The 25,227-nt window shown below is 74.0% G+C and carries 20 protein-coding genes; 13 read left to right on the top strand and 7 right to left on the bottom strand.

The window, feature by feature from the left end; genetic code table 11:
* Positions 1–36: 36 nt before the first annotated feature.
* Positions 37–1,110 (top strand): pseudaminic acid synthase, encoded by a 1,074-nt coding sequence (gene pseI / locus DEU31_RS15695; RefSeq protein WP_053918241.1) that lies wholly within the window; start codon positions 37–39, stop codon positions 1,108–1,110.
* Here the strand turns inward: pseI and DEU31_RS15690 are convergent.
* Together DEU31_RS15690 and DEU31_RS15685 are read right to left on the bottom strand one after the other, a co-directional pair.
* On the bottom strand, positions 1,091–2,590 hold the full coding sequence (locus DEU31_RS15690; RefSeq protein WP_133677811.1) for a bifunctional UDP-2,4-diacetamido-2,4,6-trideoxy-beta-L-altropyranose hydrolase/GNAT family N-acetyltransferase: 1,500 nt from the start codon (positions 2,588–2,590) through the stop codon (positions 1,091–1,093). The genes pseI and DEU31_RS15690 overlap by 20 nt on opposite strands.
* Positions 2,587–3,324, bottom strand: coding sequence for a glycosyltransferase family protein (locus DEU31_RS15685; protein ID WP_243733860.1), 738 nt, complete (start codon positions 3,322–3,324; stop codon positions 2,587–2,589). Before DEU31_RS15685 ends, DEU31_RS15690 begins: the two co-directional genes overlap by 4 nt.
* A gap of 71 nt (positions 3,325–3,395) precedes the next feature.
* On the opposite strand from DEU31_RS15685, the gene pseB reads away from it, so the two are divergent.
* Entirely contained in the window at positions 3,396–4,385 is a 990-nt protein-coding gene (gene pseB / locus DEU31_RS15680) for a UDP-N-acetylglucosamine 4,6-dehydratase (inverting) (RefSeq protein WP_133677810.1), read from the top strand.
* 1 nt (position 4,386) lies between these two features.
* Entirely contained in the window at positions 4,387–5,514 is a 1,128-nt protein-coding gene (pseC, locus tag DEU31_RS15675; RefSeq protein WP_133677809.1) for a UDP-4-amino-4,6-dideoxy-N-acetyl-beta-L-altrosamine transaminase, read from the top strand.
* A 168-nt stretch (positions 5,515–5,682) separates the two neighbouring features.
* Here pseC and DEU31_RS15670 read toward each other — a convergent pair whose 3' ends face one another.
* Positions 5,683–7,707 carry a DUF6541 family protein gene (locus DEU31_RS15670; RefSeq protein WP_133677808.1) on the bottom strand — a complete coding sequence of 675 codons (2,025 nt, stop codon included), beginning with the start codon at positions 7,705–7,707 and terminating at the stop codon, positions 5,683–5,685.
* Positions 7,704–8,123: a DUF2304 domain-containing protein gene (locus DEU31_RS15665; protein WP_010549819.1), complete on the bottom strand. Its 420-nt coding sequence runs from the start codon at positions 8,121–8,123 to the stop codon at positions 7,704–7,706. Before DEU31_RS15665 ends, DEU31_RS15670 begins: the two co-directional genes overlap by 4 nt.
* Positions 8,124–8,192: 69 nt before the next feature.
* Between DEU31_RS15665 and DEU31_RS15660 the strand changes: the two genes are divergently transcribed.
* Entirely contained in the window at positions 8,193–8,900 is a 708-nt protein-coding gene (locus DEU31_RS15660) for a glycosyltransferase family 2 protein (RefSeq protein ID WP_053918247.1), read from the top strand.
* 122 nt (positions 8,901–9,022) lie between these two features.
* Here DEU31_RS15660 and DEU31_RS15655 read toward each other — a convergent pair whose 3' ends face one another.
* Positions 9,023–10,027, bottom strand: a complete 1,005-nt coding sequence (locus DEU31_RS15655; protein WP_243733859.1) for an LCP family protein — start codon at positions 10,025–10,027, stop codon at positions 9,023–9,025.
* Positions 10,028–10,638: 611 nt separating this feature from the next.
* Between DEU31_RS15655 and DEU31_RS15650 the strand changes: the two genes are divergently transcribed.
* The 6 genes from DEU31_RS15650 (at position 10,639) to DEU31_RS15625 (ending at position 17,741) form a co-directional block, all read left to right on the top strand.
* Positions 10,639–11,667: a glycosyltransferase gene (locus tag DEU31_RS15650; protein ID WP_133677807.1), complete on the top strand. Its 1,029-nt coding sequence runs from the start codon at positions 10,639–10,641 to the stop codon at positions 11,665–11,667.
* Positions 11,664–12,611, top strand: coding sequence for a glycosyltransferase (locus DEU31_RS15645; protein WP_166649544.1), 948 nt, complete (start codon positions 11,664–11,666; stop codon positions 12,609–12,611). Before DEU31_RS15650 ends, DEU31_RS15645 begins: the two co-directional genes overlap by 4 nt.
* A gap of 111 nt (positions 12,612–12,722) precedes the next feature.
* A complete protein-coding gene (glf, locus tag DEU31_RS15640) occupies positions 12,723–13,880 on the top strand; it encodes a UDP-galactopyranose mutase (protein ID WP_133677806.1) in 1,158 nt (385 codons plus the stop codon).
* 51 nt (positions 13,881–13,931) lie between these two features.
* Positions 13,932–16,034, top strand: coding sequence for a glycosyltransferase (locus DEU31_RS15635; protein WP_133677805.1), 2,103 nt, complete (start codon positions 13,932–13,934; stop codon positions 16,032–16,034).
* A complete protein-coding gene (locus DEU31_RS15630) occupies positions 16,031–16,957 on the top strand; it encodes an ABC transporter permease (RefSeq protein WP_010549812.1) in 927 nt (308 codons plus the stop codon). The genes DEU31_RS15635 and DEU31_RS15630 overlap by 4 nt, the downstream gene beginning before the upstream one ends.
* Positions 16,958–16,970: 13 nt before the next feature.
* Positions 16,971–17,741: an ABC transporter ATP-binding protein gene (locus DEU31_RS15625; protein ID WP_010549811.1), complete on the top strand. Its 771-nt coding sequence runs from the start codon at positions 16,971–16,973 to the stop codon at positions 17,739–17,741.
* A 34-nt stretch (positions 17,742–17,775) separates the two neighbouring features.
* On the opposite strand, the gene DEU31_RS15620 is transcribed toward DEU31_RS15625, so the two are convergent.
* Together DEU31_RS15620 and DEU31_RS15615 are read right to left on the bottom strand one after the other, a co-directional pair.
* On the bottom strand, positions 17,776–18,495 hold the full coding sequence (locus tag DEU31_RS15620; RefSeq protein WP_133677804.1) for a TIGR03089 family protein: 720 nt from the start codon (positions 18,493–18,495) through the stop codon (positions 17,776–17,778).
* On the bottom strand, positions 18,492–19,607 hold the full coding sequence (locus DEU31_RS15615; protein WP_133677803.1) for a coenzyme F420-0:L-glutamate ligase: 1,116 nt from the start codon (positions 19,605–19,607) through the stop codon (positions 18,492–18,494). Before DEU31_RS15615 ends, DEU31_RS15620 begins: the two co-directional genes overlap by 4 nt.
* A gap of 279 nt (positions 19,608–19,886) precedes the next feature.
* Between DEU31_RS15615 and DEU31_RS15610 the strand changes: the two genes are divergently transcribed.
* Genes DEU31_RS15610 through DEU31_RS15600 form a run of 3 tightly spaced genes read left to right on the top strand, consistent with a single transcriptional unit; the run spans position 19,887 to position 25,188 of the window.
* Entirely contained in the window at positions 19,887–20,186 is a 300-nt protein-coding gene (locus DEU31_RS15610) for a WhiB family transcriptional regulator (RefSeq protein ID WP_010549808.1), read from the top strand.
* Positions 20,187–20,198: 12 nt separating this feature from the next.
* The gene (locus DEU31_RS15605; protein WP_133677802.1) at positions 20,199–23,549 is read left to right on the top strand and encodes a hypothetical protein; all 3,351 of its coding nucleotides are present in this window, start codon (positions 20,199–20,201) and stop codon (positions 23,547–23,549) included.
* Positions 23,542–25,188: a DUF5719 family protein gene (locus DEU31_RS15600; RefSeq protein ID WP_133677801.1), complete on the top strand. Its 1,647-nt coding sequence runs from the start codon at positions 23,542–23,544 to the stop codon at positions 25,186–25,188. The genes DEU31_RS15605 and DEU31_RS15600 overlap by 8 nt, the downstream gene beginning before the upstream one ends.
* The last annotated feature ends 39 nt before the right edge of the window (positions 25,189–25,227 follow it).

Raw genomic sequence — 25,227 nt, 5'->3', positions numbered from 1 at the left:
GGCGGGCGCCGCCACCTGCTCCGGTACGATCGGCGCATGTCCTTCAGCCAGAACGGTACCCCCAAGCAACTGCAGATCGGCGACCTCCAGGTCGGCGAGGCCCATGCCCCCTTCGTCGCGGCGGAGATGTCCGGCAACCACAACGGCGACCTCGGCCGCGCCCTCGCGATCGTCGACGCGATCGCGGAGACCGGCGCTCCGGCGATCAAGCTCCAGACCTACACGGCGGACACGATCACCATCGACGCCGACGGCCCCGCCTTCCGCATCACCGACAGCCACGGCCTGTGGGGCGGACGGAACCTCTACAGCCTCTACCAGGAGGCGCACACCCCGTGGGAGTGGCACGAGGCGATCTTCGCCCGCGCCCGCGAGCACGGCATGATCCCGTTCTCCAGCCCCTTCGACGACACGGCCGTCGACCTGCTGGAGGACCTCGGCGCCGAGGTCTACAAGATCGCGTCGCTCGAGATCGGCGACATCCCGCTGCTGCGCAAGGTGGCCCGCACCGGCAAGCCGGTGATCCTCTCCACCGGCGCCGCCGACGCCGGCGACGTGGACCTCGCCGTCAAGACCCTCCGCGCCGAGGGCAACGACCAGATCGCCGTGCTCGGCTGCACTTCCTCCTACCCGGCGACCGCCGAGGCGTCGAACCTGCGCACCATCCCGGTGCTCGCCGACACCTGGAAGGTCGTCGGCGGCCTCTCCGACCACACCAAGGGCATCGGCGTGAGCGTCGCGGCCGTCGCCTTCGGCGCCGCGATCCTCGAGAAGCACGTCACGCTGCGCCGCGCCGACGGCGGCGTCGACTCCGACTTCTCCCTCGAGCCCGAGGAGCTGAAGGCCCTGGTCGACGAGTCCTACGCCGCCTGGCTCGCGCTCGGCGAGGTGCACGTCGGCCCGACGAAGTCCGAGGCCGAGTCCCAGCGCCTGCGCCGCTCGCTGTTCGTCGTGAAGGACGTGCGCGCCGGCGAGGAGATCACCGCGGAGAACGTCCGCTCGATCCGCCCCGCGGGCGGGCTCGAGCCGCGCTATCTCGACGTGGTCCTCGGCCGCACCTTCGCGAAGGACGTCGAGCGCGGGACGCCGCTCAGCTGGGATCTCGTCTGACCAGCACGTCGAACTCGCCGTCGTCGCGATCCGGATCGAGCACGTAGCCGGCCCCGGCGAACAGCCGCTGGGACGGCAGGTTGTCGGGAAGGATCGCGGCGACGACGACGGCGCCGGGGTGACGCGCCCCGAAGGCCGCCTCGCCGGCGGCGAGCACCGGCCGGGAGAGCCCGTGGCCGCGCGCCTCGGGGGCGAGGGTGATGGACACCTCCCACTCCTCGCCCGCCGACGCGCCCTCCAGCGCGTCGAAGCGCACGGTGCCGACGGGCGCGCCGCCCCGCTCGACGACGTACAGCTCGCGGGACGGGTTCTCCAGCGTCCGTGCGTACCAGCCGGAGTGGGACTCCCACGGCACCGGATCGGAGTCGCGGGAGACCTTCCGGGTCTCCGGGTCGTTGCGCCAGCGCAGCAGCAGCGGCGAGTCCGACGGGGTCGCGGGCCGCGCCGCGACCGGCGCCTCCGCCGTCCCGATCCGTCGCGCGAGCGCCGCGTCCCAGGCGGCGACGATCCGTTCCGCGCCGTGGCCGTCGACCTTCTCCCGGCCCACCGGGGTCCAGCTGCGCATCGCGCGCAGGTCCGAGATCGCCCGCTCCACCTCCGCGGTCGCCGCGGAGCGGTCGGCGCGCACCTGCTCGAGGGTGCCGAGCCCGCGGGCGATGCGCTCGGCGAGGGCGGCCTCGTAGCCGGCGCGCTGGTTCTCCACCACCGCGACCAGCAGGCTCGGCACGCCGATGCAGGCCAGCTCCCAGGCGGTGGTGCCCGCGGCGCTGACGACGAGGTCCGCCGCGCTCGCCCGCTCGAGGAAGGCGGGGGAGGGGGCGAGCAGCTCGACATCCTCCCCGGCCTCGGCCCGGACCGCGTCCCAGCCGTGCTCGGGCGCGATGACGCTCACGTGCGCGACACCCTCTGCCGCGGCGCAGACGGCGGCGAGGGTCCCGGCGGCGCCGGTCGCATCGGTGCCGCCCATGACGATCAGCACCCGGGCGCCGCGGCTGACGTCGTGGTCCGCCTCGACCCGCTTCTCCCGCGCGGCGCGCACCTCGGCGCGCATCGGGGCGTAGGCGATGCCGAGGAGCACCTCGCCGCTGCCGTCCTCGGGGCGGCCGACCCGCTCGGCGCGGATCGTGGAGTCGACGACGACGTCGGCGGGACGGCGACCGAAGGTGCCGTCCTCCATCGAGGACAGCAGCGCGCCGCCGGCGCGCACCTGGTCCCGGGCGTCGGCCCCGATCGTGTAGTCGTCGACGTGGACGACGCTCGCTCCCTGCTCGGCGGCGAGGATCCCGAGGTCCTCGGGCGCCGCGGTCACCTCGAGACCGGACTCCTCCAGCAGGTGCCGGGCGAGCGGCGCCTCGATCGAGCCGGCGACCACCACGGTGTGCCCGGCGGCGCGGGCGGCGTCGGCGACGGAGAGCGCCCGCACCAGGTGGCCGATGCCTCCCGACGGGGTCGCATCGCACCGGATCGCGACGTGGGTCATCCGTCGGCCAGCTTCTTCTGGCGCACGCCCGCGTTGATGCGCGTGATGTCGGGGCGCGAGCGCAGCAGGTCCACCACCTCGTGCCACGCCGGGGCGCGATCCCCGAGCTCGGCGACGACGGCGTCGAGCATCTCGCCGTCCTCGACGGTGTCCAGGGTCACCCGCAGGTCGTTCGCGGCCGGCTGGACGACCAGGCCCATGGTGCGGAAGTAGCGCTTGGAGTCGTAGAGATAGGAGGTGACGTGCGTGCGATGGAAGCTCTCGGCCTCCGCATCGGCCGTCAGCAGCGCCTCCCGCGAGGCGAGCTCGACGTCCAGGCCGCGCGGCAGCGTGCGCACCAGCGTGGTCGCGGTGTAGTCCAGCGTGGGATCGGCCTTCCACAGCCCCACCACGGCGGAGATCAGCGAGGGGTCCGCCAGCGGGCAGTCCGCGGTCAGGCGCACCACGGCATCGGCCCCGGTCTCCTCCAGGGCGAGCACGAAGCGGGAGAGGACGTCGTCCTCGCTGCCGCGGACCACCTGCACGCCCAGCTCCTCGCCGAGCTCGGCGACGGCGTCGTCCCCGGGTGCGGTGGACGTCGCCACCACCACGTCCTCGACGCCCGAGGCGGCGCGGGCGGCCCGCACCATCCACCCCAGGACCGGTCGGCCGCCGAGCGGCCGGAGCACCTTCCCGGGGAGGCGGGAGGAGCCTGTACGAGCTTGGATCACTGCGACGGTTCGTGTATCGGTCACCGTGCCATAATGGCACGCGCGTCCCGGGTCGCCCGGGTGCCGCCCCAACCCCGTCGACGAAAGAGATCTGCATGTCGCTCCTCAACGGTGCCTCCATCCTCATCACCGGTGGGACCGGCTCCTTCGGCAAGGCCTTCCTGCGTGAAGTGCTCGACAACCACAACCCGCGGCGGGTCGTCGTCTTCTCGCGGGACGAGCTGAAGCAGTACGAGGTCCGCAACCAGTTCGGCAACGACCCCCGCCTGCGCTGGTTCATCGGTGACATCCGCGACGAGCGCCGCCTCGCCCGTGCGCTGAAGGACGTGGACTACGTCGTCCACGCCGCCGCGCTCAAGCAGGTCGACACCGCGGAGTACAACCCCTTCGAGTTCGTCAAGACCAACATCCTCGGCAGCCAGAACGTCATCGAGGCGTCCATCGACGCCGGCGTGAAGAAGGTCGTGGCCCTGTCCACCGACAAGGCCTCCAGCCCGATCAACCTCTACGGCGCCACCAAGCTCACCGCCGACAAGCTCTTCATCACGGGCAACCACTACGCCGCCAGCTACGACACCCGCTTCGCCGTGGTGCGCTACGGCAACGTGATGGGCTCGCGCGGCTCGGTCATCCCCTTCTTCCGCCGCCTCGGCGAGGAGGGCAAGCCGCTGCCGATCACGGACATGACCTGCACCCGCTTCTTCATCACCCTGCCGCAGGCCGTGCAGATGGTCATCGACACCTTCGAGCTCATGCAGGGCGGCGAGCTGCTCGTGCCGCGCATCCCCTCCATGAAGGTCACCGACCTCGCCCAGGCCGTCGTGCCCGGCGCCGACATGGTCGACGTGGGCCTGCGCCCCGGCGAGAAGCTCCACGAGGAGATGATCAGCCCCGAGGAGGGCCGCCGCGCGGTCATCATCGAGGACGGCAAGTACTTCATCATCCAGCCCGACCTCGCGACCTGGGGCTACAAGGCCCCCGAGGGCGCCGTGCCGGTCGAGCCCGGGTTCTTCTTCCGCTCGGACTCCAACGACCAGTGGTACACCCAGCAGGAGATCGCGGACATCATCGAGGGAGGGATCTGAGGTGCTGCCGTACGGACGTCAGTCCATCGAGCCCGACGACATCGCCGCCGTCGAGGCGGCGCTGCGCAGCGACTGGCTGACCACGGGCCCCGAGGTCGACCGGTTCGAGGCGGCGATCGCGGAGCGCGCGGGCGTGGAGCACGCGGTCTCGGTCACCTCCGGCACCGCGGCGCTGCACGTCGCCTACGCCGCCGCCGGCATCGAGCCCGGCGACGAGGTCGTCACGACCCCGCTGACCTTCGTCGCGACCGCCGCGGGCGCCGCCCTGCACGGTGCGAAGATCGTGTTCGCGGACGTCGACCCGGCCACCGGCAACCTCGACCCCGCCGCCGTCGAGGCCGCGGTCACCGAGCGGACCAAGGTCATCGCGGGCGTCGACTACGCCGGCGTGCCGGTCGACGGCACGGCCCTGCGCGAGATCGCCTCCCGGCAGGGCGCGCTGTTCCTCGAGGACGCCGCGCACTCCATCGGCTCCACCCAGGACGGCGCCCCGGTGGGCTCCCTCGCCGACCTCACGACCTACTCGTTCTTCCCCACGAAGAACCTCACCACCGCCGAGGGCGGTGCCGTCGTGACGGCCGACGCGGACCTCGCCGCCCGCGCCCGGGCGTTCAAGAACCACGGCCTGGTGCGCGACAAGGCGGTGCAGCGCTATCCCGACGAGGGCCCCTGGCACCAGGAGGTCCACAGCTTCGGGCTGAACTACCGCCTGCCGGACGTGCTCTGCGCGCTCGGCACCAGCCAGCTCGCGCGCCTCGATGCGTTCGTGGCCCGCCGTGCCGAGGTGAAGAAGGCCTATGACGAGGCGCTCGGCGACCTCGAGGGCGTCGACATCCCGGGCGTGCCCGAGGGGGCGGCGCCCGCCTGGCACCTCTACCCGCTGCGCGTCCCCGCCGAGCGGCGCCGCGCCATCTTCGAGGCCATGCGCGAGCAGGGCATCGGGGTGCAGGTCAACTACATCCCCGCCTACTGGCACCCGGTCTTCGAGGACCTCGGCTACCAGCGCGGGATGTGCCCCGTGGCGGAGGACTACTACCGCCGCGAGATCTCGCTGCCGATGTTCCCTGGCCTGACCGACTATGACGTCGAGCGTGTCATCGAGGTGACCCGGAAGGCCGTCGCCGGCTGATCCCACGGAGGCCCGGCAGATGCGGAGAGGGCGCCACGGCTGCGAGCCGTGGCGCCCTCTCGCCGTCCGTGCGGGGGAGCGGGGCGGCGGAGAGCCGCCCTGCCGGGGCAGCGGCGGCAGGCCCCCTGCAGGGGGCGGCGCTCCGCCGCGATCAGCGACCGGGCGGGGTCACAGCGTCGGATCGCACTCGATCCGGATCAGCCGCGAGTGGTCCGTCTCGAACAGGACGGTGCCGAGGGACTCCCCGCCGTGCTCGATCGCGCTGAAGGCGGGGTCGTACTGGTAGGGCTGCCGCTCCTGGTAGATGTAGCCGATCCCCGCGTCCGCGAGGGTCCGGCAGCGCCAGGTCCACCGGTCGGCGTAGGGGACCGCCGCGATCGCGGCGCGGTCCTGGTCGGTCAGCGCCGTGCCCGCGACGGGCAGATGGACGTTCAGCCCGTGCAGCGAGTACATGTGCGCCGCGCCCGAGTACGGGCTGGCCAGGATCGACCTGTCCGGGTCCAGCTCCGGGGCGATGCGGGCGAAGGCCTCGAGCTCGTCGGCCTGGAGGAAGCGGCCCCGCCCGGGATACTCCGCGGCGAGGTTCTTCTCGGCGTTGTCCAGCCGCGGCGGGACCGAGCCGAGGGCCGCGAGGGTCGCGAGCACGACCAGCACCGCGACCACGGCGCGGCCGCGGACGGTCGGCCCGCCCAGCGGCAGGGAGCGCCGCAGAAGGCGCGCCCAGGCCTGCAACCCCGGCACCACCAGCAGCGCGGACAGCATCGCGAGCGGGATCGCGATCCGGTCCTGGCCGCGGAAGAAGAGCACCGAGAGGTTCAGCGGCGAGTCGACCGCGGCGTCGAGGTACATCACGGCGACCACGATCCAGGCCACGGGCAGCCAGCGCAGCGGCCCGCGCAGCGTGGAGACCAGGCCCGGCCACCACAGCACCGCGATCACCGTCCCCAGCGCCATCGGCCAGACCGTCAGCAGGCCGAGGCCCACCTCGCCCAGCGCCGACCACCACGGCACCTGCAGACCGCCGGAGAAGCCCGTCACCCGGGCGCCCAGCGGGGTGTACGTCAGCAGCGCGACGGGGAGCAGCGCGAGGACCGGCACGGCGAGGAGGCGCCGGCGGGTGTGCCGCAGGGGAAGCCCCGTCACGATCGTCAGCACCGCGATCAGGATCAGCGCCATCACCCCGACGTTCGGCTGCATGAGCGTGAGGCCGATCCCGGAGACGCCCACCACCCCGAGCGCCGCCCCGACCGCAGGCCGCACCGGGGCCGCGTCATCGGGGACGTCCGACGCATCGTGCCCGGCAGGGGAGGACGCCGGCTGCAGGACGGAGACCGAGGCGTTCTCGTCGAGGCCCGCCCGGGCGCGCACCGGGCCGGTCAGGGCGTGCCAGAGCGCGACCGCGCCCGCGAGCGCCCCGGTCAGGGCGGCGAAGCCGGTGAGGTTCGGGACGGGGGAGAGATGGATCCACAGATTCAGCGGACTGGCAGGGATCACCGCGGCGACCAGAGCGACGGCGGGCGGCGCCCACCGCACCTGCGGGAACAGGGTCCGCGCCAGCAGCGCGAGGCCCACCACCCACGGCACCACCGCGAGCGCGAGCACGGAGCCGTTCAGCACGATCGGGATGTCGACACCGGGCACCAGCGCGGCCAGGTCGTGGAAGGCCGCGGGATAGGAGGACGGGGCCCGGGTGCTGCTGGTCACCGCGTTCAGGGTGAGGCTCGAGCCGTCGCCGGTCTCGCGGATGTGGGTCAGCGCGGTGAGGTGGTAGAGCGTGTCGTAGCGCTCCAGCACGGCGCCGGCGCCGCCGGCCTGCCGCGCGATCGGGACCACCGCGACCGCGAGCCCCGCGACGAGCACGCCGGCCCAGCCCAGATGCGCCGCGAGCGGGCGCGGGGCGAGCAGCGGGCCGTCGAGCACCGTCGAGGGGAGACGCACCCCGCGCCGGGCGAGGAGGTGGGCGAGGAGCACCAGCAGCGCGGAGAGGACCGCGAAGGGGAGCAGCGTCCAGGCCACCCCCGCCAGGGAGGCGATGATCGCGCCGATCCCGGCCACCGCGGTCCCGATCGCCGGCGCGAACGCGAGGGCGATCAGGCGGGACCCGGCCAGCGCGCGGACGGCGAGATAGCCGGGGACGTACGCGGCGGCGAGGACGATCAGGACGACGAGGAGGAGGCTCGCAGCGCCCGTCATCCGTCGTGCTCGCGCAGGGAGCGCTCCCGGTACTGCGCGGCCGGCTCCGCCTCGTCGAGGGAGAGCCGTCGGGCCAGATAGGTGGTGCGCTTCTCGGCGTTCTTCGTCCGCGCCTCCTGGAGGGCCAGGAAGCCCAGCAGCACCAGCACCGTCGCATACAGCAGCAGATCGGCGCCGCGCCCCACCCCGACCATGTGCGCCACGCGCGTGAGCATCGTGGGGAACAGCACGGTCAGCGCCGCGAAGACGGCGAAGGCGATGACGAGCAGCCGCCGGACGGCGAGCTGCTTCGCGCCGCGCTTGACGAAGAGCCACGCGACGATCGCCACGATCCCCGCCACCAGCAGCAGCTGGATGATGAAGGTGCGCCCGCTCACCCCGAGGGCGGGGCCGAGCGCTTCGAGCAGAGTGTCCACCGCAACAGGGTATCCTCCTCGGGCGTGCGCCTCCCGGCCGCCGAATGCTCCGTCACACGAGGAGAACCCATGGACAGCCCTGACCCCTCGCGCGCCACGAACGCGCCCGGGGCCGACTGCACCTGGTTCGTCGTGCCGCTGTTCAACGAGGGCGTCGTCATCGGCGACGTGATCCGTGACCTGCGCTCCCGCTACCCGCTCGTGGTCTGCGTGGACGACGGCAGCGCGGACGGCTCGGCCCGGATCGCCGAGGAGGCCGGGGCCGCCGTGGTGCGCCACCCCTACAACATGGGCCAGGGCGCGGCGCTGAAGACCGGCATCGACTACGCGCTGCGCGACCCGCAGATGCGGCAGATCGTGACCTTCGACGCCGACGGGCAGCACCAGGTCGACGACGCCGCGGAGATGATCCTCAAGCGGGATGCGGAGGGCGTGGACATCGTGCTCGGCTCCCGCTTCCTCGACGCCCGCACCAAGCCCGGCCTGATCAAGCGCATGGTGCTGCGCGGGGCGGTCTGGTACTCGAACCTGACCTCCGGGGTGAAGCTCACCGACGCCCACAACGGGCTGCGGGTCCTGGGCCGCGAGGCGTGCGAGAAGATCACCATCGAGCAGAACCGGATGGCGCACGCCTCCGAGCTCGTCGAGGAGATCGGCCGCCACGACCTCACCGTCGCCGAGCACCCGGTGCACATCCTCTACACCGACTACTCCCGTTCGAAGGGCCAGTCGGTGCTGAACTCGGTGAACATCGTCATCGACATGCTCTTCCGCTGAGCCGGGCGCCCCACGGGGCGCGGCCCCGGTCCGCACGGACCCATGACAAGGGAGCGGCCGTCGTCCCCTCGGGACGTCGGCCGCTCCTCGTCGTGCAGGGCGCTCTCGCACGCGCCCTCGACTCACCCCTCCGCCGGCTCGGGCTCGGCCGTGCCGTCGGCCACCGACTCGAAGAACGCCTTGATGTCCTCGTCGTCGGTGAGGATCGCGACGCCGGAGTTGTTGGTCTGGTACTCGGGATCCTCGATCGGGATCGACAGCGAGCCCGAGCCCATCGCGGAGCGGGCGGTCAGCGCCATCCGGGCCACGTCCACGATGCCGGTGCCGTCGCTGGTAGTCAGCGCGCCGGAGCCGGCGCCCGCGAGCCGCACCTGCGCGATCGGGTTCAGCAGCACCGCGGGGGAGGTGGCGCGGTCCATCAGCGCGGAGACGAACTGCTGCTGGCGGGCCTGGCGGCCGATGTCCGCGGTCGGGTCGAAGTAGCGGGCGCGCACGAAGGCGAGGGCCTGCTCGCCGCCCACGTCATGGCAGCCCTCCGTCATCTTCAGCCCCGACTTCTCGTCGTCCACGTCCTGGTCGATGCACAGGTTCACGTGGCCGACCGCGTCGACCACCTGCGAGACGCCGTCGAAGCCGATCTCGACGTAGTGGTCGATGGTCAGCCCCGTGAACTCCTCGACGGTCTCGACCAGCAGGGGAGCGCCGCCGAAGGAGTAGGCGGCGTTGAGCTTGTACCCGCCGTGCCCGGGGATGTCCACGAGCGTGTCGCGCGGCAGGGAGATCAGGTAGCTCTTCCCGCCCCGCGCCTTGTGCAGGAGCATGATCGTGTCGGTGCGGGCGCCCTCGGTGCCGTCGGCGTTCACGGCCTCGCCGTCGCGCTTGTCGGAGCCGGCGATGAGATAGGTGGTCCCGGGCGTGTTCTCCGCCTCGGACAGCGCGTCGACGTGCTCGATCCGGCTGTTCGCCCAGAGGGTGAGGCCCGCGCCCCAGCCCAGCACGATCACCAGCAGCAGCACCGCGAGGGTCGCGCCGAGCCGCATCGGGCGCGGGATCCGGGAGCGGCGACGTCGGGTGCGCGGCGGGCCGCCGGGCCCGGCAGGGCCGCCGTGTCCGCGGCCGTCGTGCACGGGCTGCGGCTCCTCGCCCCACGCTCCGGCGCGCGCGTCCTCTGGACGCTCCCCGGGACCGCCGGCGCCCGTGGACCCCTCGACGCGCGGCAGGGGACGGGTCGGCGCAGGACCTGCGGCATCGCCTCTGCGGCCGGGGCCGCCGGCCCGGTCCGCGTGTCCGGAGGAGCGGTGGGGCCCCTGGCCCTCGCCGCGGGGGCGCGGAGCGGGGGCGCCGTCGGTGCGGCGCGGCACCGCACGGGCGCTGCCTCCGGCACGGGCCCGGTGCCCGCTGGGACGGCGGGGCCCGCCCGGACGCGGGGAGCGGGGCGGATGCTGGTCGCTCACAGCGGTCTCCTTCCCGGCCGGGACCCTGTCCCGGCGGTCTGCGGCAGATCGGATCCGGGCATGGGGAGAGTGCTCGGTGGGGTGCTCCGGGCCTGCGGCGCTCGCCAGAGTAGCGGGCGCGGCGTCCGACTCGCCCGAGGGGCACGGGGGAGCGGGCCAGGATTCGGAGAACCTCCCGAGAACCTTCACAGCTCCGTCCCCCGGGCGTCGCGGAGAGGAGGCGGCGCCTCCGTACACTGGGGTCGCGCCGCGCAGGCGACACGGAACCCCCAGCAGGAGGCGCAGTGAGCGACACCGCACCCGCGGACGAGACCCGTCCGACCGTCGGCCGGCCCGGCCACGTCGAGGCCGCCGCCCATCCCGAGGCGCTCAGCGAGCGCGTCGTCGCCGTGGTCGTCACCTACAACCGCGAGCAGCTGCTCGCCCAGTGCCTCGACGGCCTCGCCGCGCAGGACCGCCGGCCCGATGCGGTCGTCGTGATCGACAACGCCTCCACCGACGCCAGCGGCCGCGTGGCCGACGAGCACCCGCTCGGCGCCGACGTGGTGCACCTGCACCGCAACGTCGGCGGGGCGGGCGGCTTCGCCGCCGGGATCGCCCGCGCGCTCGTGCGCCACGAGGCGGACTGGGTGTGGGTGATGGACGACGACACGGTGCCGCGGCCGGGCGCGCTCGCCGCGCTGCTGGAGGCCCTCGGCAGCTCGCCGGTGCGGCTGAGCGTGCTGAGCTCCCGCGCGGTCTGGACCGACGGCCGCGACCACCCGATGAACACCCAGCGCACCCGCCTCGGCGCGAGCGCCCGCGAGAAGCGCGACGCCGCCCGCGCCGGCGGCCGCCCCATCCGCACCGCCAGCTACGTCTCCGCGCTGCTGAACGGCCAGGACGTGCGCCGCCTCGGCCTGCCCCACGCGGACTACTTCATCTGGTCCGACGACTTCGAGCACACCGGGCGCCTGCTGCGCCACGGCCGCGGCCTGCAGGTGCCGTCCTCCGTCGTCGAGCACCGCACCGCCCGCTTCGGCAACGCGCAGACGAGCCCCGGCAGCCGCTTCTACTACGACGTGCGCAACCGCCTGTGGGCGCTGCTGCGCACCGACTCCTTCAGCCCCCTCGAGCGGGTGCTGCACGGCGGGCGCACCGCGCTCGGCTGGCTCGGCGTGCTCGCCCGCCACCGCGGCGACGTGGCCGGGGTGGGCCTGCGCGGCGTGCTCGCGGCGCTGCGTCGCGGCCCCCGCCCCTCCGCGGCGGTGCTCGCCGCGGACGGCGAGGCCGCCGCGGACGTGCGCGCGATCGAACGGGCGGCCGGCCGGTGACCGATCCCGCACAGCCCGCCCCGCCCGTCGGCGGCGGAGGGGGAGAGCCGTCCGCCCGCCGCGCCGAGGACGAGGCACCCGCCCGCCCCGCGGGCAGGGTCGAGGGCGCCGAGCCCTTCGCGGTGCTCATGCCGCTGTGGGCGAAGGACCGGCCGGACCGGGTCCGGCAGGCGATCGTCTCCGCCACCGAGTCGCAGCAGCTCCGCCCCGACCTGCTGATCCTCACGGTCGACGGGCCGCTCCCCGCCCCGCTGGAGGCGCTGGTGGAGCGGGTGGAGGCCGGCGACCACGGCCCGGCGACCGTGCTGCGCCACAGCGCCCATCGCGGGGTCGCCTCCGCGCTCCAGGACGGCCTCGAGACCTCCCCGTACGAGCTCGTCGCCCGGGCCGACGCCGACGACATGTGCCGCCCCGAGCGCTTCGCCCTCCAGATCCCGCGGATGCGGCGCGACCGCCTCGATCTCCTGGGCGGGGCGATGCGCGAGTTCAGCGACCGCGTCGCCCCCGGCCGGGGGCCGCTGCGCACACGGCCCCTGACCCATGCCGAGATCACCGCCTATCTCCCGCGGCACAGCCCCTTCCACCACCCCACGATGGTGCTGCGCCGCTCCACGGTGCTCGCCGTCGGCGGCTACCGCGACCTGCCCCTGCTGGAGGACTACTGGCTCTGGGAGCGGATGATGCTGGGCGGGGCGCGGATGGCGAACCTCCCGGACGTGCTCGTGGACTACCGCGTGGACGAGCACCTCTTCGCCCGCCGCGGCGGGTGGCGGCTCTTCGCGAGCGACCTGCGCCTGCAGCGCCGCTTCGTGAGGGACCGCGTGACCACCCCCGCCGGCTTCCTGCGCAACCTGGGGGAGCGGGGCGTCTACCGCCTCGCCCCGGGATGGGCGCGCCGCCTGGCCTACCGGCGCTTCGTCGAGCACGACGGCCGCACCGCATGACCACTGCCACACGCTCCGGCGCGCCGAGGCGGGGAGCCGTCCCCCGGTCGCGCCTCCGCTACTGTGATCGAGTCCCCGGCGGAGAACCCGCCAGCATCGAAAGGACCCCCTGTGTCGACTCCTGACCTCCTGATCGTCGGCTCCGGCCTGTTCGGCCTGACCATCGCGGAGCGCGCGGTGGCCGAGCACGGCGCGAAGGTGACCATCATCGACCGTCGCTCCCACATCGGCGGCAACGCGTACTCCGAGGCCGATGCGGTCACCGGCATCGAGGTCCACAAGTACGGGGCCCACCTCTTCCACACCTCGAACGACCGGGTGTGGGAGTACGTCAACCGCTTCACGAGCTTCACCGGCTACCAGCACAAGGTCTACACGACCCACCAGGGCGTGGTGTACCCGATGCCGATCAACCTCGGCACCGTCAACCAGTTCTTCCAGGCCGCCTACACGCCCGACGAGGCGCGCGCCCTGATCGCGGAGCAGGCCGGCGAGTTCGCCGGGAAGGATCCCGAGAACCTCAACGACAAGGGCATCTCCCTGATCGGTCGCCCCCTGTACGAGGCGTTCATCAAGAACTACACCGGCAAGCAGTGGCAGACCGATCCCAAGGACCTGCCCGCCTCGATCATCTCCCGCCTCCCGGTGCGGTACACCTACAACAACCGCTACTTCAACGACACCCACGAGGGCCTGCCCACCGACGGCTACACCGCGTGGCTCGAGCGGATGGCGGACCACCCGGACATCGAGGTGCGCCTGGACACCGACTACTTCGACACCTCCCAGCCGCTGAACCGCGATGCGGTGCGCGGGAACCTGCCGGTGGTCTACACCGGCCCGGTGGACCGCTACTTCGACCACGACCTGGGCGAGCTCGGCTGGCGCACCATCGACCTGGAGACCGAGCACCTGGAGGTCGGCGACTTCCAGGGCACCTCCGTCATGAACTACGCCGATGCCGAGGTGCCCTACACCCGCATCATCGAGCCGCGCCACTTCCACCCCGAGCGTGACTACACCAAGGACGCGACCGTCATCCAGCGCGAGTACTCCCGCTTCGCCGAGTCCGGCGACGAGCCGTACTACCCGATCAACTCCGGCGCCGACCGCGAGCGGCTGCTCGAGTACCGCAAGCGCGCCGACGTCGAGCCCCGCACCCTGTTCGGGGGGCGCCTGGGCACCTACCAGTACCTCGACATGCACATGGCCATCGGCTCCGCCCTGTCCATGGCCGACAACAAGCTGCCCGACCTGCTGCGGGGCTGACCCGACCGCCCCGCAGCGCGGGGCCCGAGACGACCGCCGACGAGGAGCACCATGAACGCCACCCCTGCCGCCACGGCAACCCCCGAGAACGCCGCGCCCGAGACGACCGCGCCGCAGCGCGTGCTGCAGCGCCTGATCCTGCCCACCGAGGCGTCCCCCGACATCGCCCCGCTGTACATCGAGGCCTCCGACGCGCGCTCCGGCGCGAGCGGCAGCGCCTTCGGCCTCGGCGGCGGCGACTCGTCCGACTCGGGGGCCTCCGGCCAGCCCGCCGCGAGCGCGGCCTCCGTCGACGTCAGCGAGCTCAGCGACCGCCACTCCGTGCGGATCCCCGCGCAGTCCATGCGGTCCTTCGGCACCTACTTCAACGCCTTCCCCGCCAGCTACTGGCGGCGCTGGACCCCGGTGCGCGCGCTGCGGCTCGTGGTGCGCACCGCCGGCTCCGGCACCCTGGTCGTCATGCGCTCCACGGCGCGCGGCAGCCTGCAGCGCCACGACTCGGTGAGCGTCACCGGCACCGGCGAGACCGTCTTCGAGCTGCCGCTGACCGCCTTCGGCGACGGCGGCTGGTACTGGTTCGACGCCTACGCCGGCGCCGAGGACCTCACCATCATCGGCGCCGAGTGGACGGCCGACGCGGACCTCGCCCGCACCGACGGCACCTTCTCCATCGCCATGACGACGATGAACAAGGTCGACTACGTGCTCGACAACATCGCCACCGTCGCGGAGAACCCCGACCTGCGCGAGAAGCTCGACGTGATGTACATCGTGGACCAGGGCGCGGACCGCCTCGGCGACCACCCCGAGGACCTCGCCCCGCTCCAGGCGGAGCTCGGCGAGCAGCTGCGCATCATCGAGCAGGGCAACATCGGCGGCTCCGGCGGCTTCTCCCGCGGCATGTACGAGGCGTCCACCAACGGCACCTCCACCTACGTGATCAACTGCGACGACGACATCGTGCTCGAGCCCGAGACGCTCGTGCGCCTGGTGACCTTCGCGGACTTCGCCACCCGGCCCACCCTCGTCGGCGCTCACATGTTCGACCTCAACAACCGCAGCGTGCTGCACACCTTCGGCGAGGTCGTGAACCCCTGGCGGATCCAGCCGGCGCTGGCGAACACCGAGGGCCAGCTGGGCCACGACTTCTCCGCCGAGCCGCTGCGCTCCACCCCGTGGCTCCACCGCCGCGCCGACGTGGACTACAACGGCTGGTGGTCCTGCCTGATCCCCACCGAGACGGTGCGCGCGATCGGGCTGAGCCTGCCGGTGTTCATCAAGTGGGACGACGCCGAGTACGGGCTGCGCGCCAAGAAGGCGGGCTACCCGACCGTGTCCCTGCCCGGCGCGGGCGTGTGGCACATGAGCTGGGTGGACAAGGACGACCTGGTGGGCTGGCAGGCCTACTTCCACGAGCGCAACCGCATCATCACCGCGCTGCTGCACTCGCCCTACCCCCGCGGCGGTCGTGTGGTGCGCGAGTCGCAGTTCATGGACGTCAAGCACCTCATCTCGATGCAGTACTACACCGAGGCGGGGCGCCTGATGGCCCAGCGCGACGTGCTCGAGGGCCCCGACGCGCTCCACCCCTCGATCGGCACGAAGCTGCCCGAGATCCGGGCCATGGCCTCCGACTTCGCCGACGCGAGCGCGAAGAAGGACCAGGACTCCTACCCGCCCGTCCACGTCGACAAGCCCCCGCGCAAGGGCCGCCCCTTCACCCAGCCGCACCGCTTCATGCTCCCGGTGTGGACGGCGAAGACGCTGGCCAAGCAGCTGCTGAAGCCCACCTCGCCCCGCGCGGACGAGAACCCGCAGGCGGTCGTGCCGCACCTGGACGCGAAGTGGTGGCGCCTGTCCGCCTACGACAGCGCGCTGGTCTCGAACGCCGAGGGCACCCAGGTCGCCTGGTACAAGCGCGATCCCAAGCAGGTGCGGGACAAGCTCGCCCAGGCGCTGACCGCGCACCTGGACCTCCACCGCCGCTGGAACGAGCTGGCCGCGCAGTACCGCGAGTCCGCCGGCCGGATCACCTCCTTCGAGGCGTGGGAGCGGACCTTCGCGGAGAACCCCGCCCCGGTGCGCGAGAAGGACCGCGCCGCGGGCACGGGCACGGCCGGCAGCGGCGCGAGCGGCAAGAGCACCTCGGCGTGAGCGAGGCCCCCCGCACGCGGGCGGGCCAGCTCCCCACCCGGGCCGAGCAGGCCGAGGGCTGGCGCGCGCCCGGACAGGACGCCGGCTGGCTGAACCCGGTCACGGAGCGGTTCCTGCTGCGCCTGCTGGTGCGCAAGGAGCTGCGCGTCCGCTACCGCGGCAGCGCGCTGGGGATGCTGTGGAGCTACGTGAAGCCCGCGGTCCAGTTCATCACCTTCTACATCGCCCTCGGCGTCTTCCTGCAGCTCCAGCGGGACACCCCGGCCTACGCGGTGTACCTGTTCAGCGGCATCGTCGTGGTGAACCTCTTCGGCGAGGTCTTCGGCAACGCCACCCGCTCGATCACGGGCAACCAGGCGCTGGTCTCGAAGATCTATCTGCCCAGCCAGCTGTTCCCCTGGTCGAGCATGATCGTGGCGCTGGTGCACTTCCTGCCGCAGCTGCTGGTGCTGGTCGTGGGCGCGCTGCTGTTCGGCTGGCTGCCCTCGCCGACGGCGGCGCTCGCCTTCGTGCTCGGCATGGCGATCCTGCTGATCTTCACGATGGGGCTGGGGATGATCACCGCGGCGCTGAACGCGGCCTTCCGCGACGTGGAGAACTTCGTGGACCTCATCGTCATGGTCGCCACCTGGCTGTCCCCGGTGCTGTACCGCGTCTCGATGGTGGAGGAGTCGATCGGCGGCACGATCTGGTTCTGGCTCTACCAGCTGAACCCGCTGACGATCGTGGTGGAGCTGTTCCACGTCGCGTTCTGGCGCTACAGCCCCCAGGTCGTCGAGCGCGCGACCGTCGACCCCTCGCTGCTGTCCCCGCACGAGCCCTACGGCCTGTGGTGGGCGGGTCTGCTCATCGCCGTGGCCACCTTCGTGATCGGCACCGTCGTCTTCGAGCGCTCCAAGCGGCGCTTCGCCCAGGAACTGTGAGGGGAGGACGAGGATGAGCCCGAACATCGACGCCGTGCCCGAGTCCGCCGCACGCCCCACCGACCGCGAGATGGTCCGGATCGAGCACGTCACCAAGCAGTTCTCGCTGCGCCACGACCACTCCCTGAAAGAGCTGGTGTTCTCGGCGCTGCAGCGCAAGAAGCTCGCCGACACCTTCCTGGCCCTCGACGACGTGGACCTCACCGTCCACGCGGGGGAGACGGTGGGCCTGATCGGCTTCAACGGCTCCGGGAAGTCGACCCTGCTGAAGACGATCTCCGGGGTGCTCTTCCCCGACCGGGGACGGGTGCTGCTGCGCGGCCGGGTCGCCGGCCTGATCGAGGTGGGCGCCGGCTTCCACCCCGACCTCTCCGGGCGGGAGAACGTCTACCTCAACGGCGCGATCCTCGGCATGACCCGCGAGCAGATCGATGCGAAGTTCGACGAGATCGTCGCGTTCAGCGAGATCGAGGAGTTCATCGACACCGACGTGAAGTACTACAGCTCGGGCATGTTCCTGCGGCTGGCCTTCTCCGTCGCGGTGCACACCGAGCCGGACATCTTCCTGGTCGACGAGATCCTCTCCGTCGGCGACGAGCCCTTCCAGCGCAAGTGCCTGGAGCGGATCCGGGAGCTGCAGAAGGCCGGGCGCACCATGGTCGTCGTCTCCCATGAGCTGGAGATGCTCGAGAAGCTCTGCACCCGCATCGTCGTGCTGCGCAAGGGCCGCACCGTCTTCGACGGCGACCCCACCGAGGCCATCGCGACGCTCCGCGCGAGCTGAGCCCCGCCCGCCGCGCCCCGGCCGGGGCGGCGGCTCAGCTCCGGTCGGTGACGCCCTCGACCTCGGCACGCTCCGGGGCGACCGCCGCCGCGGGGCCGACGATCCCGCCGCCCTCCAGGAAGGCGCCGAGCGTGCGGGACGCCGTCTCGAGCCCGTCGCCCGCCACGAGCAGTCGCGGTGCGGCACCGCCCGAGCTAGGGGTGGGGGCGGGGCCGCTCCAGGCGGGCAGCGCCACGCCGAGCCGGTCCGAGCTGCCCCGCACCTCGACCAGCCAGTCACGCACCAGCGGCGGCAGCTCCCCGTCGTAGCGGGGCGCGAGGGAGACCCCCTGCACGGCGAGCACCTCGTCGGCCGTGTCCGCGAGCGCGGAGTCCGGACGGTCGGTGACCACCACGCGCGGGTCCTCGCCGTCGCCCGGCGGCGCGGCCGCGGCGTCGTCGGACGACGGATCACCCGCCCCGGTCCGCGGCAGCAGCGCGACCTCGCCCCCGAGGGACCAGGTCGCGAGCGCGAGGACCAGGCGCTTCCAGTGCGGGGCGAGGTCCAGGACCACCGTGTCGCCGTGCTCCAGCGCGACCTCGTCGTGCAGATGCCCGATCGCCTTGATGACCCAGTTGGCGAGCACGTGCCCGGACAGCTCGATCCGGGACGCCTCGCCGTACCAGGCGAGCGCCGGCGTGGGGCCGAGCGCCTCGAGCGCCGCGAGCAGTGCACGGCCCGTCGTCGAGGGGTCGGGCGTCGGGGACGAGGTCATCGGGGGTCCTCCTCGGGATCGGGGACGATCAGCACGGGCACCTGGGGCAGCTCCTCGCCGAGGGACTCGGCGCCGAGCGCGGTGCGCACCCGCTCGGCCAGGGTCGCGGCGTCGGCGAGCGCGGTGGCGGAGGCATCGGCCCGCTCGACCACGATATGCGTCGAGCCTGAGCGGTCCCGGACCGCGGCGGCCCGGGAGAGGAACGGGGGGGCGCCGGGGCGGGGGAGCGCGGCGACCTCGAGCGCCCGGGCTATCCGCTCCTCGGCGGGCTCCGGGGACATCCGCGCGATCGGCTCCTGCTCCGGGGCGAGGCCGAGGGCCGCCCACACCGACTCCAGGCTCGGCCTGCGGAACCAGTCGTCGGCCCCCGTGCGCGAGAGCTCCCGGGCCGGGACGTCGACGCCCGTCGCCCCGGGGACCCCGCGCACGAGCGCGGCCGGGATCCCGCTCGCCTTGCCCTTGACGAGGTCCGCCGCGGCGGCGAGCTCGTCGGCGAGGTTCCGCACGGTGACGCTCAGGGGCCGCCCGTCGGCATCGACCCCGCCGCGCAGGTCCTCGAGCGAGGTCACCCCGGCCGCCCCGAGCGCGATGTCGGAGACCCCCACCCGCCAGATCCGCGAGGAGGTGTCGGTGAGCACCACCCCGATCGAGACCCCGAGACGGGCGACGAGCCCTTCGCGCAGCTCGCGGGCGCAGGCGTCGGGGTCCTCGGGCAGCAGCAGCGGGCCGTCCGGCGCGTTCGAGCCGTCCACCCCGGCGGCGGCCATGACCGGGCCCGAGGGGATCTGGACCACCGAGGTCACCACCCGGGTGTGGAGGCGGCGGGCGACGGTGCGCACGGCGATCCGCTCGATCGCCGCGTCCCGCTCCTCGGAGCTCACCCGAAGGCCGAGGGCCTTGGAGACGATCTTCGTCGAGACGCACAGCACGTCCCCCTCGCGCGGGGCGAGCGGGGCGAGCGCCCCGGCGAGCAGGGCGGCGAGGTCGGCGCCCTCCCGGACCTCGCCGAGGCCGGTCAGCGGCAGCACCGTGACCTGCGGCGGGGGAGCGCTCGTGGCGGACGCGACAGAGGGAGCGTCGGCGGGATCGGATGGGGACGGGGTGGTGGTCACGGTGCCTCCCGGGGGCGGGCTCCTGCGGCGGGCGGGGAGCCGGGACGAGGGATCGGAGGGGCGGCGTCGCCCCGGAAAGTGCAACGGCGGCGCGGGACGTGGGCGGTCGGAACGGCGGGCGACGACCGCCGTGTCGTGCACGGCCGTTCGCGCAGTGATGTGCTCCGCGACGCGCCGACGCCGCTTGACGCACCATAACTACACCGGTGTACTTTAGGGGCCGGAAGAGGCCTTCGCTGGTCATGACAGGTCAACACAGCAGTGGAAGGAGTGGTGGCCATGGACGAGGAACGAGTCGACGACGATGCGCGTGCAGAGCTGTCCCTGCTCGACCTCGCCGGGCAGGACTCCGACGATGCAGAGCTGAGCTGGCAGGAGCGCGCCCTGTGCGCGCAGACGGACCCGGAGGCGTTCTTCCCCGAGAAGGGCGGCTCGACCCGCGAGGCGAAGAAGGTGTGCGTCTCCTGCGAGGTGCGCGCCGAGTGCCTCGAGTACGCGCTCGAGAACGACGAGCGGTTCGGCATCTGGGGCGGTCTGTCCGAGCGCGAGCGACGCAAGCTCAAGCGCCGGGTGGTCTGACATCCTGACCCGGTGAACGAGCGCCATGTCACCGCGGTCGTCCTGCTGAGCGGGGCGACGACCGCGGGAACCCACGACGCGCTCCATGCAGCACTGACCACCCAGACCCGGCTCCCGGACCGGGTGGTCGTCGCCGCACCCTCCGATCTCGACGAGGACGTGCGCGCCGCGCTCGAGAGCCTGACCGCCTCGGGCGAGGTGGACCGTCTCGTCGACGTCCCCGCCCGCCCCGATCCCTCGCTCCCCGGTCGTGCGGCCGCCGTCGAGGAGGTACTCGACGCTCTCGCCGCGCAGCACGAGCGCACCCTCGGCCCCGTCGACGCCCCGGAGCCCGCCACGCAGTCCTCCACGCATCGGGCCGGCCGGCGTGCCCGCGCCGTCGACGTCGACGCCCTCGAGCGCGAGCGCACCCAGCGCGCGGAGGCGCTCGCCCTCGTGCCCGTGCGGCTGCGCGAGGAGGGGCCCCGCAGCGGCCGCCGGGCGGGCCTCGCCGAGGGCGCCCCCGCGGAGAGCTGGCTGTGGTTCCTCGAGGACCCCGAGATCCCCGCCCTCGACGCGCTCGAGCGCGAGCTCGAGAGCGTCCGGCAGGCCCCGACCACCGCGGTGGTCGGGGCGAAGCGGGTGCGCCATGCCGAGCCGGGCGCCGACCTCCCGCAGACCGCCGAGTCCGCGGACGCCCTGGTCGACGTCGGCATCACCCTGACCCACGGCGGGCGCATCATCACCGGCGTGGACCCCGGCGAGATCGACCAGGGACAGGCCGACTGGCGCCAGGACGTCCTCGCCGTGCCGCTGCCCGGCATGCTGATCCGCGAGCAGACGCTGCGCGAGCTCGGGGGCCTCGACCCCGACCTCCCCGCCCCCTGGGCGGAGATCGACCTGTGCCAGCGCGTGTGGCGCTCCGGGGAGCGGGTCGCGGTGCAGTCCGCCGCCCGGATCCTGCACCCCCATCCCACCCGGCCCGTCCTCGAGCGCCTCCAGGACCAGCGCACCGGGCGCCTGCTCACGGTGCTCAAGCACCGCCCGCTCCTGCACGCGCTGCTCACCCTCCTGCTCCTCCCGCTCGAGACCCTTCTGCGGATGGCGGGGGCGCTCGCGGCGACCGCGCCGCGCACCGCGCTGATGGAGCTGCGCGCCGTCCTCGCCGCCCTGCCGCGGATGCGACGCGTCCTCGGCCGCGGCGCCCGCGACCGCCGGCGCGCCCGCGTGCCCCGGCGACGCCTCGCCCCGCTCTACCTCCCGCGCGGTGCGAGCCTGCGGCGCTGGCTCGACGACGTCGGCACCCGTCTCTTCGCCGACGACGACCGTCGCCGCCAGATCCGCCGCACCACCTGGGGCATCGCCGGGACCCGGCACGGGCTGGACGACGCCGACTACGGCCGCCACATCGTGTGGACCGCGGTGGTGGTGCTCGGCGCCTCGATCCTGGGCCTGTTCTCACTGCGGAGCCTGTTCGGCCGCGGCGAGCTCGCCGGCGCGGGTCTGCGCGCCGTGCCCGAGACCGCCGCCGACCGCTGGGCCGCGGCCTGGCCGACCTGGGTCCCGGGCGGACTCGGGGACCGCGGGCCCGGGGACCCGCTCGTGCGCCTGCTCGGGCACCTGCCCGGCAGCGGCTCCCTGCTCGTCGAGGTGCTGGTGTTCGCCGCGGTGCCGGCCGCGGCGGTCGCCGCCTGGTGGGCCTCGGGCGCGATCACCCGCGCGGTCGGCGCCCGCCTCGTGCTCGCCTGCGTGTGGGCGCTCGCCCCCTCGCTCCTGACCGCCCTCGCCGTCGGCGCGTGGCCGCTGCTGGCCGTGCACGTGCTGCTGCCGCTGCTGGCCCTCGCGATCGGCCGGGCGATCGGCCTGCCCCACAAGGTCTCCCAGGCCTCCGTCTCCGCGGCCGCCGCGGGCGGTCTGCTGCTGCTGGTGATCGGGGCGGTGCAGCCGGTGCTGGTGCTGCTCGTCGCGCCGGCCCTCGCACTGGTCGCGATCGCCGCGCCCGGTCGGCGCCTGCGCCTGCTGTGGGTGCTGCTGCCCTCGCTCGCGCTCCACGCGCCCTACCTGCCCACCTACCTCGGCCACCCCCGCACCCTCCTGGCCGTCGCCGGCGTGCCCGCCGCGGCGGGCGAGGCGAGCGCCCGGGACCTGCTGGGACTGTGGCCGGTCGCCCCCGATCTCGCCGCGCCGCTCGCCGGGATGCTCGGCGAGGACGCCGCCGGTCTCCTGGTGCTGCTGCCCGTCGCGCCGGTGGTGCTCGGCGCTCTGGTCTCCCCGCTGCTGCGCGGTGCGGCCGGCCGCGCGGGCCGGCTGAGCCTGCTCGCCGCCGCTGGCTGCTCGCTCGCCGTGCTGGCGGCCCGCTCCACCGGGACCTCCGTCGGCCAGGGACAGGTGCTGACCCCGCCGCTGCACGCCCTGCTCAGCGCGGCCCTGCTCTGCCTCGCCCTCGGCGCCGCGGCGACCTTCGACACCCTCGCCCGCCGCCAGGAGCGCGACTCGCGCCTCCGGCGCCTGCTCACCTCCGTGATCGGCGCCCTCACCGCCGCGGCCTGCCTGCTCACCGTCGTCGGCGGGATGGCGCTGCTTCCCCGCGCGCTGCAGATCGGGCGCGTGGAGGGCGGGGAGGTGCCCGCGGCCGCCGCCGACCAGGGCCGCACCGAGGCCCGCTCCCGGGTGCTGGTGCTGGACCAGGCCGAGGACGGCGCGGTCGCCGCCCGCCTCGTGGTCCACGGCGAGGACACCGTGATCCAGCACTCCGCCCTCGTCGACGCCCGCCACGTCGAGGCGGCGCTGGCCGGCGAGCCCGTCGACGACGATCCCGCCTCCGCCGCACTGCGCGAGGAGGTGGCGGCGATGCTCTCCGGCGGCGCCGAGGACGGCACGGACCTCGCCCATCCCGCGATCGCCTACGTGGTGGTCCACGGGGGCCGCGAGAGCCGACCCGAGCTGATGAGCACCCTCGACAGCTCCCCTCTGCTCGAGAAGGTCACCGAGGGCTCCGAGGGCGGGACCTGGCGCGTGATCGACGCCCTGCCGCGCGCCGTCGTCACCGGCGGCGAGGAGCCGACCGTCCTGGACAGCGGGGTCGTGGAGGCGCAGGGCGAGATCGCCTCCGCCGACGAGGAGCGCACCGTCGTGCTCTCGGAGCGGCACGACACGGACTGGCGCGCGAGCCTCGACGGCACCGAGCTCGCCGCGGTCGCGGTCGACGGCTGGGCGCAGGGCTTCACCGTCCCGGCCGGGGCCGGGGGAGAGCTCGAGATCCACCGCCACCAGCCCGCCCGACCGCTCTGGAAGCTGCTGCTGTACGGCGCGACCGCGGCCACCGCGCTGATCGCGATCCCCTGGCGGGTCCGCACCCGCACCGCGGAGGAGATGTATGGCTGAGCCCGCTTTCGAAGCCGAGGCCCGCACCGGGACCGCCCGCGGGACGGGACGGGCGCCCACCGCGCACGGACGGCCCGCACGCCTGCTGCTGGGCGTCGCCGCGATCGTCCCCCTGCTGCTGGCCGCCGGGGCGCTCGCCGTCGCCCCGGACCGCGAGCCCGCCGCGGCCGAGCACGTCGCGACCACGGCGAGCCCCGGCCCCCGCAGCCTCGCCTGCCACGGTCCGCTGCAGGTGCCGGACGAGGCGCTGCAGACGGGCGGCGACGCCGCGCTCGCGGTCACCCCGCCCACCCCGTCGGTCTCCCTGCGCAGCGTCGCGGCCGAGCCCGCGTCCTCCGTCCTGTTCGGCGAGGTGAGCGGATCCAGCACCCGACAGGACGCCGAGGGCGCCGTGCCCGCCCCCGCGATCACGGCCGCGGACGCCGAGGGCGAGGAGCTTCCCGGCGATGCCGCCTCGACGGATCTCGGCATCGCGGTGCAGACCCTGCGGGACGTGCGCACCGCGCCCCGGGTCACGGCGCAGACCTCCGAGGGCGGTCGTCCCGTCGCCGACGCCGTCCAGGGCACCTGGACCGCGTCCGGGGACTTCCGCTCCCTGTCCCTGTCCCGCTGCGCGGAGCCGACCACCGAGGCGTCCTTCCTCGGCGTCTCCACGCAGACCGGGGACAGCTCCGTGCTCGTGCTCTCCAATTCCTCCGACCGCCCCGCCACCGCCTCGGTCCAGCTGCGCACCGCCGACGGGCCCGCGGCGATGGAGGGGCGCAGCCAGGTCGTCGTCGCGCCGGGCGACGAGGAGCGGGTGCTGCTGGAGTCCGTGGTGCCGGGGGAGGACGCGGTCGGCGTGGACGTCTCCGTGCTCGGCGCGCCCCTGTCCCTGCACGTGCAGACCACCGAGCGGGACGGGCTGACCCCCGGCGGCGCCGAGATCCTCGATCCGCTGCCCGCCCCCGCGCAGGAGCTTGTCATGCCCGGCGTGGACGTCGCCGGGACCGCTCCCACCCTCGTGCTCTCGAACCCCTCGGGCTCCACCGTCACCGCGGACGTCGAGGTCCTGGGCGCGGACGGCGCCGCCTCAGGGGCATCGCGCGCGCAGATCGAGGTCCCCGCCGGCGCCGTGGTGCCCACCGCCCTCGAGGGCCTCGCCGACGGCACCTACGCGGTGCAGGTCTCCGCGGACGGCCCGCTCGACGCCGTCACCCGCAGCGCCCGCACCGGGAAGGACCTGCCCGGCGACACCGTCGGCGCGCCGGTGGACTTCACGCTCGTCGCCCCCGCGCCGGCGCTCGGCACCCATGCGGTCAGCGCCCTGCCGGGGCAGGGCGCGACCGGTGCGCTCACCCTCACCGCGGACGAGGACACCGAGGCCCGGGTGATCCCGATCGGCGCCGACGGTGCGGCCGGGGAGCCGATCGCGGTCGACCTCGCCGCAGGCGCGACCAGCACCCTCACCCACGAGCAGCTCCGCTTCGGCGGGGAGGGCGCCGCGGGCCTGTCGATCGTGCCCGAGGTGCCGGGCGCGGTCCACGCGAGCTGGACGCAGCGCCAGTCCGACGGGGCGGGCGGCGTGCTGCTCTCCTCGCTGCCGGTCCTGCCCGACGCGGGCGACGTCGACAGCGTCCCGGTCGTCCTCACCGACTGAGAGGCGCTCCCGGTCCCACGACAGCCGCTTCGCGCCTGC

Origin of the sequence: Brachybacterium sp. AG952, assembly GCF_004362645.1 — a bacterium.
Taxonomy (GTDB): Bacteria; Actinomycetota; Actinomycetes; order Actinomycetales; family Dermabacteraceae; genus Brachybacterium; species Brachybacterium conglomeratum.
This window is presented reverse-complemented; position numbering and strand designations above follow the sequence as displayed.